This is a genomic window from Actinospica acidithermotolerans (assembly GCF_018139625.1).
In the GTDB taxonomy this organism is placed as follows: domain Bacteria; phylum Actinomycetota; class Actinomycetes; order Streptomycetales; family Catenulisporaceae; genus Actinospica; species Actinospica acidithermotolerans.
Window position 1 is genome coordinate 56,972 of the sequence record NZ_JAGSOH010000025.1, and the last position, 13,964, is coordinate 70,935.

Below are 13,964 nucleotides of genomic sequence, written 5' to 3' on the forward strand. Positions count from 1 at the left end.
CCCTTGTCAGCAGCACAGCTCAGAGTCACGGTACGCGGCTCGGGTACCGGTGCCGGATCCGAGCCGACCGAGCTCGTCCTCGGCGTGCACGGAGGCAGCCGGATCGGCCGCGTCGCCGAAACCCTCGCCGAGAGCACATCCGGCTTCTCGAGCCTCGAAGCGCCCCTGCTCAGCGTCGAGGGGCGGCTGCTCCCGGCCGAGCTCCCGTTGCGCGGGGCCGGGATCGTCGACGGCACGGCCCTCGTCCTCGGCGGCACGGAGCCGTGGAACGACGTGCCGGTGCGCAGGGTCGTCGGCGCGCGCCGGTCGGTGGCGGAACTGCGCGTCGTGGGCGGCCCGGACGCGGGAGGCGCCTGGCTGCTCGGTCCCGGCACCTACACCGTCGGCCCGGACGCCGGGCACGTCATCCAGGTGACGGAGGCGGAGGAGCCGTTCACCCTCACCATCACGCCGGACGGACGAGGCTGGATCGCCGCGTCGTCCGGGCGATCCCGCAGGTCCGGCACCCCGCCCGTCGTCCCGATCGCGGTGCTCGCCCCCGAGGGCGACGTGCGGCGCGATGCGGCCGGGGCCGAGCCGGAGATTCCCTGGCCGGTCGGCGCCGATCTGCCCATCGGCAGGCAACTGCTGCGGCTGACCGAGGCCGCGCAGGCAGACGCCGCGGTGTCCGCCTCGGGCGACGGCTTCGCGGTCGACTTCAACCGCCCGCCGCGGCTGGTGCCGCCGCTCGCGCTGACCAGGCTGCGGATGCCGGTGCTGCCGGTCCGGCCGGGGCGACGGCCGTTCCCGATGGTGATGATGGTCGCGCCGGTGCTGATGGGCGTCGGCATGGCGTACTTCTTCAAGAACACGTTCTATCTGGTGTTCACGGCCTTCAGCCCGGTGTTCGCCGTCGCGAACTGGTGGAGCGACCGGCGCACCGGACGCCGCACGTACCGCCGCGACATGAAGGAGTACCGGGCCAAGCGGGAGAGGATCACCGCGCAGGCGCTCGACGCCGTGCGCGACGAGCACGAGATCCGCCGCACGATGAGCCCGGACCCGGCGGCTGTGGCCGCCGCCGCGCTCGGTCCCGGCGGACGGCTGTGGGAGCGCAGGCGCGCCCACCCCGACTACCTCGCGCTGCGCGTCGGGACCGTGGAGCAGCCCTCGATCGTCGAGGTGGAGGATATCGCGCGCGAGGACGGGCAGCGCTCGGTGCGCTGGCCGGTGCCGAACTCCCCGCTCGGCCTCGATCTGCCGCGCCTCGGCGTCGTCGGGCTGTGCGGGGACGAGGACGCCGCGCAGGGCCTGGCGCGCTGGCTGGTCGCCCAGTGCTCCGTGCTGCACAGTCCGCGCGATCTGCGCCTGATGCTGCTCACCGACTCCGCCGCGGCCGTGCGGTGGGACTGGCTGCGCTGGCTGCCGCATGCCCGGCCGTCCGCGCCGGGCGGCCCGGCGGTGTGCGTGGGGAACGACCCGGAGACCGTCGCCAACCGCGTCTCCGAACTCGTCTCGCTGATCAAGGCCCGTTCTCGGGCGAAGGGGTCCGCCCTGAGCGCGGCCGTCGCCACCAACGCGGACATCATCGTGATCGCCGACGGCGCGCGGCGGCTGCGCGAGGTTCCCGGCATGGTCCAGGTGCTCACCGAGGGGCCCGCCGCGCGCGTCTTCGTGGTCTGCGTCGATCGCGCCGAGCGGCTGCTGCCCGAGGAGTGCGCCGCGGTGGTCGAGTGCGCCGCGGACCGGCTCGCCGTGCGGCAGAAGGACACGCCCGAGGTCGCGGACGTCTGCCCGGATCTCGTCGAGCCGGACTGGTGCGAGGCCGTGGCCCGGGCGATCGCCCCGATCCGCGACGTCACCGTGGAGGACGACTCGGGCCTGCCCGACTCGGTCCCGCTGCTCGGCCTGCTCGGCTGCGAGCCGCCGGACGCGGCCGCCCTCGCGGCCCGCTGGAAGGCGGAGCCGGCCTCCACCCGGGCGCTGCTCGGCGCTGGATACGACGGTCCGGCCGCCTTCGACCTGGTCAGGGACGGACCGCACGCGCTGATCGGCGGCACGACCGGCTCGGGCAAGTCAGAACTGCTGCAATCGCTGGTCGCCTCGCTGGCCGTGGCCAACCGCCCGGACGAGCTCGTGTTCGTGCTCGTCGACTACAAGGGCGGCAGCGCGTTCCGGGACTGCGTGCGGCTGCCGCACACCCTCGGCATGGTCACCGACCTCGACGAGCACCTCGTCACCCGCGCCCTGGACTCGCTGCGCGCGGAGCTGCGCCGCCGCGAGCGGGTGCTGGCCGACGCCAGCGCCAAGGACCTGCCGCAGTACCGGTCCATGCGCGCCCGCGACCCGGAGCTGCCGCCGCTGCCCCGCCTGCTGCTGGTGATCGACGAGTTCGCCACGCTGGTCCGCGAGGTGCCCGAGTTCGTGCCCGGTCTCGTCGGAATCGCGCAGCGCGGCCGCTCGCTCGGCCTGCACCTCGTGCTCGCCACGCAGCGGCCCGCGGGCGCCGTCAACCACGACATCAAGGCGAACACGAACCTGCGCATCGCCCTCCGCGTGACGGACGCGACCGAGAGCCACGACGTGATCGACGCGACCGACGCGGTCACCATTTCGGCCGGCACCCCGGGGCGCGCGCTGGCCAGGATCGCGCACGGCACGGTCGTCGCGTTCCAGACCGGCTACGCGGGCGCCGTGCGCGGCCGCGCCGAAGCCGAAGCGGACCAGGACGCGAACGACGACGCGGTCTGGGCGCTGCCGCTGCCCTGGACGAGCCTGGGACGACGCCTCGACGCGCCGCTGGTCGAGACGGCCCGCGCCGTCGTGCCCGAGGACGAGGAGACGGACCTGTCGGCCCTCGTCGACGCGATCAGGGACGCCACGGAATCGCTCGGCATCGAGGCCCAGCCGAGCCCCTGGCTGCCGCCGCTCCCGGCCGTGCTGACCCTCGACGATCTCGCCTCCTTCCCCACGGCACCGGCGCGGACCGACCCGACCGGCGCGGTGCTGCCGCCGGTCGCCTTCGCGGTCGAAGACCTGCCCGCGCAGCAGCTCCAGCGCGCGATCACGCTGGACTTCAGCACCTTCCACCACCTATACATCCTCGGTGCGCCGCGCTCGGGCCGCTCCCAGGTGCTGCGGACGCTCGCCGGAGCCATCGCGCGCAAGCACAGCTGCGCGGACGTGCACCTCTACGCGATCGACGCGGCCGGCGGCGCCCTGAACGCGCTGGAGGAACTGCCGCACACCGGGGCCGTCGCGCGACGCGGCGACCTGGACCGGATCGACCGCCTCGTCACCCGGATCGGGGCCGAGCTGACCCGCCGTCAGGAACTGCTGTCCGACCAGGGCGCGGCGACACTCACCGAGCTGCGCACGATGCTGGCGCCGGCCGACCGCCCGGCGCACCTGATGTTCTTCATCGACGGCTGGGAGTCGCTGTTCACGACGACGAACGACCACGACAACGGCCGGTTGACCGAGGATCTCGTGCGTATCGTGCGGGAGGGCGCGGCCAGCGGCATCCACGTCGTGGCGACCTCGGAGCGCGCGCTGCTCTCCGGCCGCATCGCGACCCTCAACGACAACAAGCTGATGCTCCGGATGGCCGACCGCAGCGACTACACGATGATCGGCATCGACTTCGGCAACCTGCCGACGGTGCTCTTCCCCGGGCGCGGCTGGCGCAGCGAGGGTCCGTCCGAAACCCAGATCGCGCTGCTCGGGCCCGGCCTGTCAGGCCAGGAGCAGGCGAGCGCGCTCAAGGCGATCGGCGAGCATGCCGCCAAGCGGGACGCCGCGGTGCCGGACAGCCGTCGCCCGTTCAAGGTCGGGACGGTGCCGGGCGCGGTCACCTTCGCCGACGCGTACGCGCAGGTCCCGACGGCGGCGCGGCGTCCGCTGTGGGCGCTGATCGGCGTCGGAGGCGACGAGTCGCAGCCGATCGGCGCGGACTTCGCGACGCGGACCACGTTCACCGTGGCCGGGCCCGGCGGCTCCGGCCGCTCGACCGCGCTGCTCTCGATCGCGGTCTCGCTGCTGGCCCACGGGACGGCGGTGCTGGCGGTCACGCCGCGCACCTCGCCGCTGGCGGGCCTGGCCCGGCACGAACGCGCGGCGGTCATCGCCTCGGCCAACCCGGCGCCCGGCGACCTGGAGGACGCGCTACGGCGGCTCGGCGGACCCGCGGTCGTCCTCGTGGACGACGTGGACATGATCCCGCTCTCGTGCGCGGCCGACGCGTTCCTGACCACGATCGTGCGCACCGGCAAGGAGACCGGCCGCGGCATCGCGGTGGCCGGGTCCGCGGACCATCTGAACCAGGTCAGCATGGGCTGGCTCGGCGAGGTGCGGCGCGGGCGGCGCGGCCTGCTGCTCGCCCCGCAGGGCATCATGGAGGGGGACCTGGCGGGCGTGCGGCTGCCGGTCTCGCTCACCCGCCGGCCGATCAAGCCGGGCGTCGCGCTGACCGCGGATCCGTCGGGCTCCGGCTCTCCGGTCGCGATCGCCGTGCCGCTGACCGTGATGCGCGCCGGGTAGCCCGCTCTCGGAAAAGGGCGCGGCCCCGGCGGATGGATTCCGCCGGGGCCGCGCTGTGCACCGATCAGGAGCCGGACTTGATCGAGGAGGCCATCTGCGTGTCCATCTGGTGCAGCTGACCGGCGATCTGGGTGAACTGCTGCGCGAAGGACGTGATGCCCTGCACCGCGTTGTTCAGGTCGGTGTTGAACTTGGTGTAGGCCTGCTCCAGCGTCGGGCTGGTCGCCTGCAGGTAGAGGCCGCCGGAGCTCTGCAGCAGGCCGTTGACCGCGCTCGCCAGGGTGTTGAGCTCGGGCACGATGGTCGAGGTCACCGCCGTGTTCAGCTGGCCGGAGACGGACTGCACCTGGTTGTAGTCGATAGCGATGTCGGGCATCTTCGGGCGCTCCTTATGCGTGGTCTGTCAGGTCTGCGGGGTCCGCGTGGTCCTGGGAAACGTGGTTCGAGGTCAGTCCAGATACGGCGAGTGGCCGCCGGTCCCGCGCGGGTTCTGCGTGGCGGGCGAGTTGTCCGGGTTCTTCGCCGGGGTGGTGTCCACCCACGTGCCGTTCCACCCGGTGCGGCTGTAGTCCGTGGTCGTGCCGTCGGAGTTGACGTCGGTCATCGTGGCGTTGCCGTTCGGGTTCTCGGTGACCGTGATGGTGTCCGACGAACCGTCGCTGTTGTGCACCACGCTGGTCGTGTCCTGGATCGGGTTGCCGCTCGGGTCCGTGCCCTGGCTCGGGCCGAAGGTGGTGGTCTCCGAGTAGGTCAGCCCGTCCGGGCCGGTCACCGTGGTCGTCTCCGAGGCGATCGAGCCGTCCGGGTTCTGCGTCACGGTCGTCGTGCCGGGGCCGTAGCTGCCCGAGGCCGGCGTCGTCGAGGTGGCGCCGGGCGGGGTCGGCGGCCCGGGCATCGGCACCGTCTCGGCGATCCAGCCGCCGTGCCCGTCCGGGACGTACTGGGTGTACGTGGTCGTCGACTCGCCGTTCTTCTTCAGGTCGGCGAGGTTCTGGTTGTACTGCTGCAGCGCCGCCTCGTACGCGGCCCACTCGGCGGGGTAGTTCTTCGCCGCGCTCATCACCTCGCCGGCCGTGACCTGGGAGGCCGCCTGCGCGTCGACGTCGAACCAGGCGTGGGCCAGTTGGGCGAACGCCGTGGAGAGCTGGTCCATCCGGGACTTCGCCTCGCCGAAGGGCGCGGCCCACTGCGAGAAGAGGTTGTCCACCGAGGCGCCGAGCCCGGCGTCGCCGAACACCGAGTCGTCCACGGTCCCGCTCTGCGTCGGGATCCCGGAGTCCCAGATCGACGTGTTCGCGAACTGCGTTTCGAGGTTCTTGAGCTGGGTCGAGCACTCATACAGCAGCGAGTAGCTGATCACCAGGTCCGCCATCGCGGGCCGCCCTTCCTTCTCGGTCGTCGTGGGGTGAAACGCAGCCGGGTGCGCGCAGGGTTCAGATGAACCTCCGAAACACGCCGCTGCGTTTCACCCGACGTGAGCTCAAGACCGACCGACTGGTCCCCGCTCGGACTCGGCGGCGATCCGACCCCCGGCGACTACGACAGCGTGATCGCCGTCGCGTCGTACATGAACGCGATCAACGCCTCCGCGGGGGTGATCAAACAGGGCCTGGACGCGATCTACGGGCAGGCCAGCCAGACCGAGAACTTCGCCGGGCAGACCGCGACCGCGCTCAGCGGGCTCATCACGAGTGATCTGCACAACTTCCTGGAGAACGTCGCCACGTCGTTCTCCGAGGCGTCCACCGCCGTGAACACGTACGCCTCGATCCTGCAGGAGCAGCAGTCGGTCGCGGACAACGCGCTCAGCCAGGCGCAGGGCCTGAACAAGACCACCGACGCCGCGCAGATCGCCGCGCTGGCGAACACGGCGACCGGCGCCGGGTCCACGCTGAGCGGCGCGGCGTCCATCGCGGGCACGGCCGTGGACAACGCCGCGTCGCTGGTGGTGTGGCCGGACAGCTTCTGGGACCGGTTCTGGGAGGCGCTCGGCTGGCTCGCGATCTTCCTGATGATCCCCGCGGTGCTGTTCGGCGGCGTGTTCGCGCTGATCGAGTTCGGCCTGAACTTCGTGCTCTTCATCAAGGCCGCGGTCGACTTCTTCCACGGGGACATCTCGGTCGGCCAGTTCCTGCTCTCCTTCCTCGGCATCCTCGCCCCGACCACCGAGCCGCTGGACGTCATCGGCATCCTCAGGGGCCTGCTCAACGGTCTCAAGGGGATAGGCAAGGCGACCATCACCTTCCTCGGCGACGGCATCAAATCCTTCGGCAACCTGGTCGAACTGTTCGGCGGCGTGAAGCTGTTCATGTACGCCGTCCCCTCGCTCGCGCTGGACGCGGCCAAGGTCGGCGGGCTGTTCATCGCCGACGGCATCAAGGCGATCCCGGCATTCGTCGTCGCGGGTGGCAGGCTCGTCCTGGACGGGATCACGTCGATCCCGAGGGTCATCGCGACGGAGCTCGGCGGCGCGAAGTGGCTGCGGCTGTTCCTGCCGGTGACCGCGCACGAGATCGACGCCGTGGGGCTCGGCGGCGCGCTGCGGCTCGGCATCCTGGAGCGCGGCCTCGGCTTCAGCGCCGATCCGCTGCTCAACTTCCGGGTCGCGCTGCAGGGCCTGAAGACCAGCGCGCCCGGCCTCATCAAGCTCAGCTCGATCGGCAGCGACATGCACCTGACCGGCGCCTTCGGCGGGAACGACCTGCACGGCATCGGCAGCGTGTCGGACATCGGCGCGCTCGGCGTGTCCTCGAAGGTGCCCGGGCTGACGAACGTGGCCACCGGGGACTTCATGCACGTCGACTCCGGCTCGGTGCTCAACCTCGGGACCCTGCACGGCAGCACCGCGCACGGCTTCACGCCGCACATCTCGATCAACCCGGCGGAGCTGTCCGCGCCGTCCCGCAGCGCGGTGACCCAGCTCAACGACGCCGTGCTGCTGAAGAACCCGACCGAGCTGACGAACCTGTTCAACCACGAAGCGATCGTCATCAACACCGGCAACATGACGATCGTGAAGTTCACCGAGGGCATCCGTCCGGCGACGGTACCCTCGGCCACGGCGAACCTGCCGGAGCTGACGAACATCGGTTCCGGGCTCAGGAACGTGACGCCGACGACGGGGCTCGACTCGTCCATCGGCGACCTGCTGCACTCGGCGCCGCAGCAGCTGCCCGCCCGCGTGACGCCGGTGACCGCCAAGCTCGCGCCCGCGGTCACCACCTCGCTCGCGCACGACCCGCAGAAGGCCCTCGACCTGCTCGACCACAGCACCGGGATCTCCGGCGCACCGAGCAAGGACCTGGCCGGAAACCCTGGTCTCGGCAAGGGGAAGGCCCTCGACGCCGGCACCTTCAACCCGGCCGACGCGGGCACGCGGGGTCTGCTCGACGGCCATGCCACGCCGATCCCGCTGCGGCCGGAGCAGCAGGGCCCGGCCATCGTGCAGGACGCCTGGCTGTCCTATCAGGCCGCGCATATCGATGTCGCCAACGCCGCCGATCGCGTCCAGTTCTACGCGAGCAAGGTCGGCGAGTCCTCGAAGGGCATGACACCGGCCGAGCTCCAGGCGCACGCCGATCTCGCCGACGCCGTGGGCAGGCTCGACCGGGCGGCGGCGAACATGCACTCGCTCGGGGCGGACCCGCTCGAATGGCAGAAGTGGCAAGCGGGCCAGGACCAGGCGTGGCTGAAGGACAATCCCGGCCTGCTCGGCGGCATGCGCGGGAGCACCGTCGTCGAGTACACGCTGCGGGACGCGCACAACAACATCATCGGCACCGCGCAGCTCGATCACGCGACCCATGTCGGAGACCTGATTCACCCCGACGGATCGTCCATGCCGGTCGAGTTCCAGACGCTGGGCAGCGGCGGCGTGCGCATCTTCAGCCCGATGTCGCCGCACGACTGGCAGCACTTCAACGCCAACGGCGTGCTGCACAGTCAGAACGTCTCGCTGCTCGACCACTCCGGTGAGTACGCGGGCGAGATGGAGATCAGCGCGGACGGTACCCGCGCCACGACCAGCATCGGCGGAGCGCGCCAGACGTGGTTCCACCAGGCCCACCCGGGCGGCGATTTCACGCTGACGCACGTGGTCACGGGCAGCCGGGATCTCTACAACAGCGATTTCGTACACATCGAGACTCAACTCGACCTCACGCGTCCGGACGGCACGGCACTCGGCACGATCGTCACCGACCTGCGCACGGCCATCCCGGCGCACGCCGTCAACGGACATGCCGGAACACCCGTTCCGCTGCCCGGCGGCGGGTGGCGCATCGACGGTCCGGCGGCCGGTGCCTGGACGCGCTTCGACGCGTCCGGTCGCCTCACCCACGAAGGCTTCCCGGTCCGGGTTCCGGGCGGACGCGCCATCGGCGACTACACCCTCGATCACGCGGCCTACACGCACTCGATCACCCGGCCGGACGGCACGATCGAGCACTTCACGCCCGCGATCGGCCCGACCGGCGCGCTCCGCTTCACCGACACGACGAATCCGGATCACTGGCTGGAGATGGACGGCCTGGGCCGCGTCACGGCCGAGGGCCACGTGGACGCGGGGCCCGGTCCGGCGCGCGTGGTGACCGTCGACTACTCCGCGGGCACCGGAACCATCACCGAGGCCGGCGTCACCCGGAACGTGACCGCGGCCGCGGACGGCGGCGGGATCACCTTCACCGACGTGACCACCGGCGTCGTCGACATCTACGATCGCTCGTTCCGTCTTATGGAGACGACCACGCCGCTGCACGACGCGGCCGGGAACGCGCTCGGCCCCAGCATCCACGCGGACTACCGCAACGGCGCGCAGACCTACGGGCTCATCGGCACCGGCCCCGGCGCTCCCGTGTACGCGATCACGCGGCATGCGGGCGGCTGGGAGCAGGCGGACCCGCTGACCGGCGAAATCGCGCGCTACGACCTGAACGGAATCCACGTCTCGCAGGTGCACGCGCTGCACGATCCGACCGGCGTGAACATCGGCCACGTCGACTTCGACTTCGGCACGATGGACGGGACGCTGCGCGATCCGCTCGGCGTGGTGACGAACGTGCACGTCGCCAACGCCGGCGGCACGCTGACCGTCACGGACGCGGCGGACGCGCGCATCTGGCAGCAGTTCGACAACGTGCACAACCTCGCGGCCGAGAGCCGCCCGATCGACGGCCCTCACACGCCGCCGAACAGCTCGGTCACGATCTACCACGCGGCTCAGGGCGCCCATCAGGCGAACACCGCGGTCACCGTCGAGAACGGCGTCGATCACGCGTGGGACCGGTTCGTGCCCGGTGCGGGCGGCACATATCGGCTCGAGAACCCGGGCGACGCAGTGCGCTTCTACGACGCGAACAACCACCTGGTGCAGGAGCACGTGCCGCTGCGCAACTCCGGCACGACCACCGCGCTCGTCATCCACGCCGACTATCACGCTGTGCCGCCGACCTACGCCGTGCACGACGCGGGCGGCGCGATCCCGCACCTGACGGCCGTCCCGCACGGCGACGGCTTCCGGATCACCAGCACGCGGCCGACCGCGGCAGGCGCCTACAAGAACTTCGACCGCTTCGGCGCGGTGACCGGGGAGCGCATCCCGGTGCTGGACCGCAAGGCTGCCTGGAACGGGACGTACTACGAGGTCGACTACACGATCAGGCCGGGCGCGCACCCCAACGCGACGTGGACGCACGTGGACGGCGCCGGCAACCCGATCACGACCCCCGTGCGCGGCCGGCCGGGCGAGACCCGGCCCGAGTTCAACGGCGCGGGCGAGGCGAGGCTGACCGGCTCCGGCGACCTGCACCTGATGGGCAGCGGTAGCCCGGTCTACATCCGGGAGAACCTCGGCGGCGGCGCCAGCTTCGAGCTCTTCCGGGACGCGAGCGGCAAGCGGTACTGGCACCAGTTCAACGACGACGGACGCGGCTTCCACAGCGGCTGGACCGACTCCGGCGTCCGCAGGTTCTCCCCCGAAGCCGACGCCGTGATCTACCGGGACGTCAGCAACGTCGGCGGCATGGTCCGCGACTTCCGCAAGGCCGTCGACGGCGGCGTGATCCGCGCCGTCAAGCAGCCGGACGGCAGCTGGCGCTGGTCCCGCTTCAACGGAGCGGGCAACGAGACGATGTCCGGCGACCGCGCGTACACCCTCAGCGGCGAGGGCTGGAAGGACACGATCGACGTCGGCGGCGTGCGGACGGTCGCGCAGCAGCAATACGGCAAGATCAACTGGTCGACGGTCGCGATGCACTACCGCGAATACGGGGTCGAGAACATCGGCGGCGCCTTCCAGCCCGCCCGGACGTACAAGGAGATCTCCCCGCAGGCCAAGGACACCGGCGGCCTGAGCTCGACCGGCGCCAACCACAGCCTCGAATGGGTCCGGCTCTCCGAGCAGCGTCCGCCGCACTGGCTGTGGAAGACCACGGACAACCTGCCCTGGTACGACAAGCCCTTCGGCTTCGTCTTCGGCCGCAAGCTCGGCGCGCTCGACTTCCCGCACGGCGGCTGGCTGCTCGGCGACAGCCGCTTCCAGGCCTTCACGTGGACCGAGACCGTCAACGGCGTCGAGACCCGCGGACTGCGCGTCGTGCTGCCGGACGGCTCCTCAGCCGACTTCAGCCGCGGCGGCGACTTCATCCGCGGCACGACCAAGCTCGACACCGGCAAGACACTGACGATCGAGGGCGACAAGACCCCGGCGGGGCACCCGGGGCCGGGCCGCGCGCTCGGCTGGAAGCTGGTCAACTCCGACAAGACGGTCGCCGACTCGGGCTTCCGGTACTTCAGCGGACACGACTGGATCGACGTGCGCGACCCCTGGGCACCGCCCGGCGGCGCACCGCACAACGCGTACGGCGCGGCACCGCAGCCCATCACCAGGATGAGCGCGGGCGACGGACACGTCATCGAGTACTTCGATCCCAACCACCGCCCGACCTACGACCCGACGACGCCGATGCCGGCCCCGAACCGGGCGTTCCCGCACATCGTCCGCAACAACCTCGGCCAGATCATCGAGCGCGGCGACCGGTTCCACGAGAGCGTCGGCGCCGGCGGCGGGCTGGTGACGGCGACCGGCGACGCGCGCAAGGGCAACTGGGAGTGGCACGACGCCACCGGGAACACCGGCGTGCGGATCTCGTCCCGCAACACCAGGTGGACCGGCTCCTGGGACGACTCGTTCACCGACTTCCACCGCGTCGGCGGACAGTGGAACCCCGTGCGCGAGTACCGGGCGCTCGACAAGGGCACGTCGCTGACCGCGGAGAAGGATCTCGGCTCTGGCAACTGGCGTTCGTCGTTCCGCGACGCGCAGGGCCACGTGCTCAACGACGCCGCCCACCCCCCGGGGATACGGCAGTTCGACCACGGCGACGGCAACTGGGTCGGCCACGCGCCGGTCGGCCTGAAGAACGCGCCGTGGCGCGATGTGCGGATCAACCCCGACGGCAGCATCACGGTCCTGCGCCAGACCTTCGACGGGCGCGTGCGGATCTTCTCGGACGACGCCGGGACCCGCTGGAAGGAATACGACCACGGCGGCGTCTTCCGCGAGCGCAGGCCGTCGCCGGACAACCCGAACATCTTCCGCGAGAGCAACAGCTTCCAGAAGCAGTGGCGCGAGACCACGGACGCCGGTGTCCTGATCCGCTACCGCGCCCTGTCCGGCCACATCTGGGAACGCTCGCCGTTCGGCAGGTGGAGCATCGTCGGGCGCGAAATTGAGTTCAAGGGCGCCATGACCGAATTCCGCGGCTACAACCGGTCGTGGCGCGAGGCGAACCGCCGCGAATACGTGGTCGGCGACGGCGTCGTCGGCAGCTTCAAGCCGTCCGCGCAACTGATCACGCAGAAGGCGCTGCTCGACTTCGGCCAGGACTACCTCTTCGACGTGGCCGCCAACATCATCATCACCGGCGCCGAGAACAACTGGAACTTCTCCCCCGACGACTGGGGCAAGATCTTCGTCGGCGGCCTGATCAGCAGCGGCATCAAGGCGGGCGGCAGCATCCTGCACGAGACCACCGGCCTCAAGGGCGTCAAGGACGGGCTCGCGAACGTCGACGGCGGCAAGGACTTCAACCGCAACCCGTACAACCACGACAAGTTCTGGGACAACGAGTGGGCGGGCCGCGAGAACCCGCCGCGCTGGCGCTCCACCGCCTACGACTTCGGCGTCACCACGGTGGGCGTCGGCATGCTCGGCTCGTTCGTCTCGAACACCGTCACCGGCGCGGTGTTCGGCGTCGGCTCGCAGCACGTGAAGGTATCAGGCCTCGAAGCCCTGAAGGTCGGCGGCCTGTCCGCGCTCGGCACCCTCACCGGCGCCGGCACGGTCAGCGGGCCCCGGACGCTCGTGCACCAGCTCTCCAGCGGCCGCTTCTTCCAGCGCGGCGGCCTGAGCGACCTCACGCTGATCTTCGGTGAGAAGATCTTCGAGAAGTGGGTCATCAACTACGAGCTGATTCCCGCGCTCGGCCTCAAGCCGCACGAGACGCCGAGCGAGGGGACCACCGGGAACGCCTAGCCGGCCAGAAGGGCCGGCCGCCAGGCGTCAGCTGCAGGTGAGCCTGACGGCCGACGCGGCGTGGTGCGCGTAGTCCGCCGCGCCCGAGGACGTGTAGTCGACGCCCGAGTTCACCAGCTTCAAGGTCACATACCCGGTCGTCGTGGTGAACGAGCTCTCGGTCACCCACTTCCCGCGGTCACTGATTTCCGGCACCGAGAAGTCCCCGCTCGGCGTCATGTTCTCGCCGAACGAATAGTCCTGATTCCAGAAGTAGTAGTACGTGGGGTTGCCGCCGACGTGCATGATCGAGCTGTCGTTCGGCACGTAGACGGAGAAGGCGCACGTCGCCGTCGTGAACGTTCCGGTTATGTTCCACTTGTACAGCGCGAACCCGGTCTTGTCGTAGTTGGCGAGCCCGGCCGTTCCCGACATCGGAACCGCGTCGTACACGCCGGTGCACCCCTCGCCCGCGAAGCCGTCGGAGGGACGCAGCCAGCCCGCGTTGCCGTTCGTGTAGTAGCCCTCTGAGTCGCTGTACGTCGCGGTCGAGGACCCGGAGCAGCCGAGCCCGGCCACCGCGTCGTACGTGCGACCGGCGGCCGTGGCGCCGGATCCCGCCGCATGCGCGCCCGCCGCCGCCGTGGCACCAGCAGTCGAGGCGGCGGCCGCCGACGAAGCCGCTGCCACCGGATTCCCCTGCGCGATCTGGTTGGACGAACTGTTGGCGCTGTTCTGAACGCCCGGCGCCGAGCCGGTCGCGCTCGACGACGTCTGGTTCCCGGCCCCCCGTCCCGGTGAAGCCGCAGCCCCGCTGTGCTCACCGGGCAAGGTGACACCCGCTGCCGCCTTACCGGCGACCGTGGTCGACGCGGCCGACGCCGCCGCGCCGTCCACCAGCCCGACCGCGGCCACCACCAGAACCGCCACCCCT

Annotated in this window: 5 protein-coding genes; 2 read left to right on the plus strand and 3 right to left on the minus strand. The window is 71.1% G+C overall.

Going from position 1 to position 13,964, the window contains the following annotated elements:
* The first annotated feature begins 3 nt into the window (after positions 1-3).
* The gene (locus tag KDK95_RS11605) at positions 4-4,518 is read left to right on the plus strand and encodes an FtsK/SpoIIIE domain-containing protein (protein ID WP_212518101.1); all 4,515 of its coding nucleotides are present in this window, start codon (positions 4-6) and stop codon (positions 4,516-4,518) included.
* Positions 4,519-4,582: 64 nt separating this feature from the next.
* Here KDK95_RS11605 and KDK95_RS11610 read toward each other — a convergent pair whose 3' ends face one another.
* Complete coding sequence (locus tag KDK95_RS11610) at positions 4,583-4,894, minus strand: hypothetical protein (RefSeq protein ID WP_212518102.1); 312 nt, start codon at positions 4,892-4,894, stop codon at positions 4,583-4,585.
* A gap of 72 nt (positions 4,895-4,966) precedes the next feature.
* Positions 4,967-5,890, minus strand: a complete 924-nt coding sequence (locus KDK95_RS11615) for a hypothetical protein (protein ID WP_212518103.1) — start codon at positions 5,888-5,890, stop codon at positions 4,967-4,969.
* Between the two features lie 102 nt (positions 5,891-5,992).
* Here KDK95_RS11615 and KDK95_RS11620 point away from each other — a divergent pair, with 102 nt between their 5' ends.
* Positions 5,993-13,051, plus strand: coding sequence for a hypothetical protein (locus KDK95_RS11620; RefSeq protein ID WP_212518104.1), 7,059 nt, complete (start codon positions 5,993-5,995; stop codon positions 13,049-13,051).
* Positions 13,052-13,078: 27 nt separating this feature from the next.
* On the opposite strand, the gene KDK95_RS11625 is transcribed toward KDK95_RS11620, so the two are convergent.
* The coding region (locus tag KDK95_RS11625) for a hypothetical protein (RefSeq protein ID WP_212518105.1) at positions 13,079-13,964 on the minus strand (886 nt) is incomplete at its 5' end.

Coding starts and splice junctions, on each gene's coding strand:
- KDK95_RS11610 (WP_212518102.1), bottom strand. CDS start 4,894: ATGCCCGACATCGCTATCGACTACAACCAGGTGCAGTCCGTCTCCGGC.
- KDK95_RS11615 (WP_212518103.1), bottom strand. CDS start 5,890: ATGGCGGACCTGGTGATCAGCTACTCGCTGCTGTATGAGTGCTCGACC.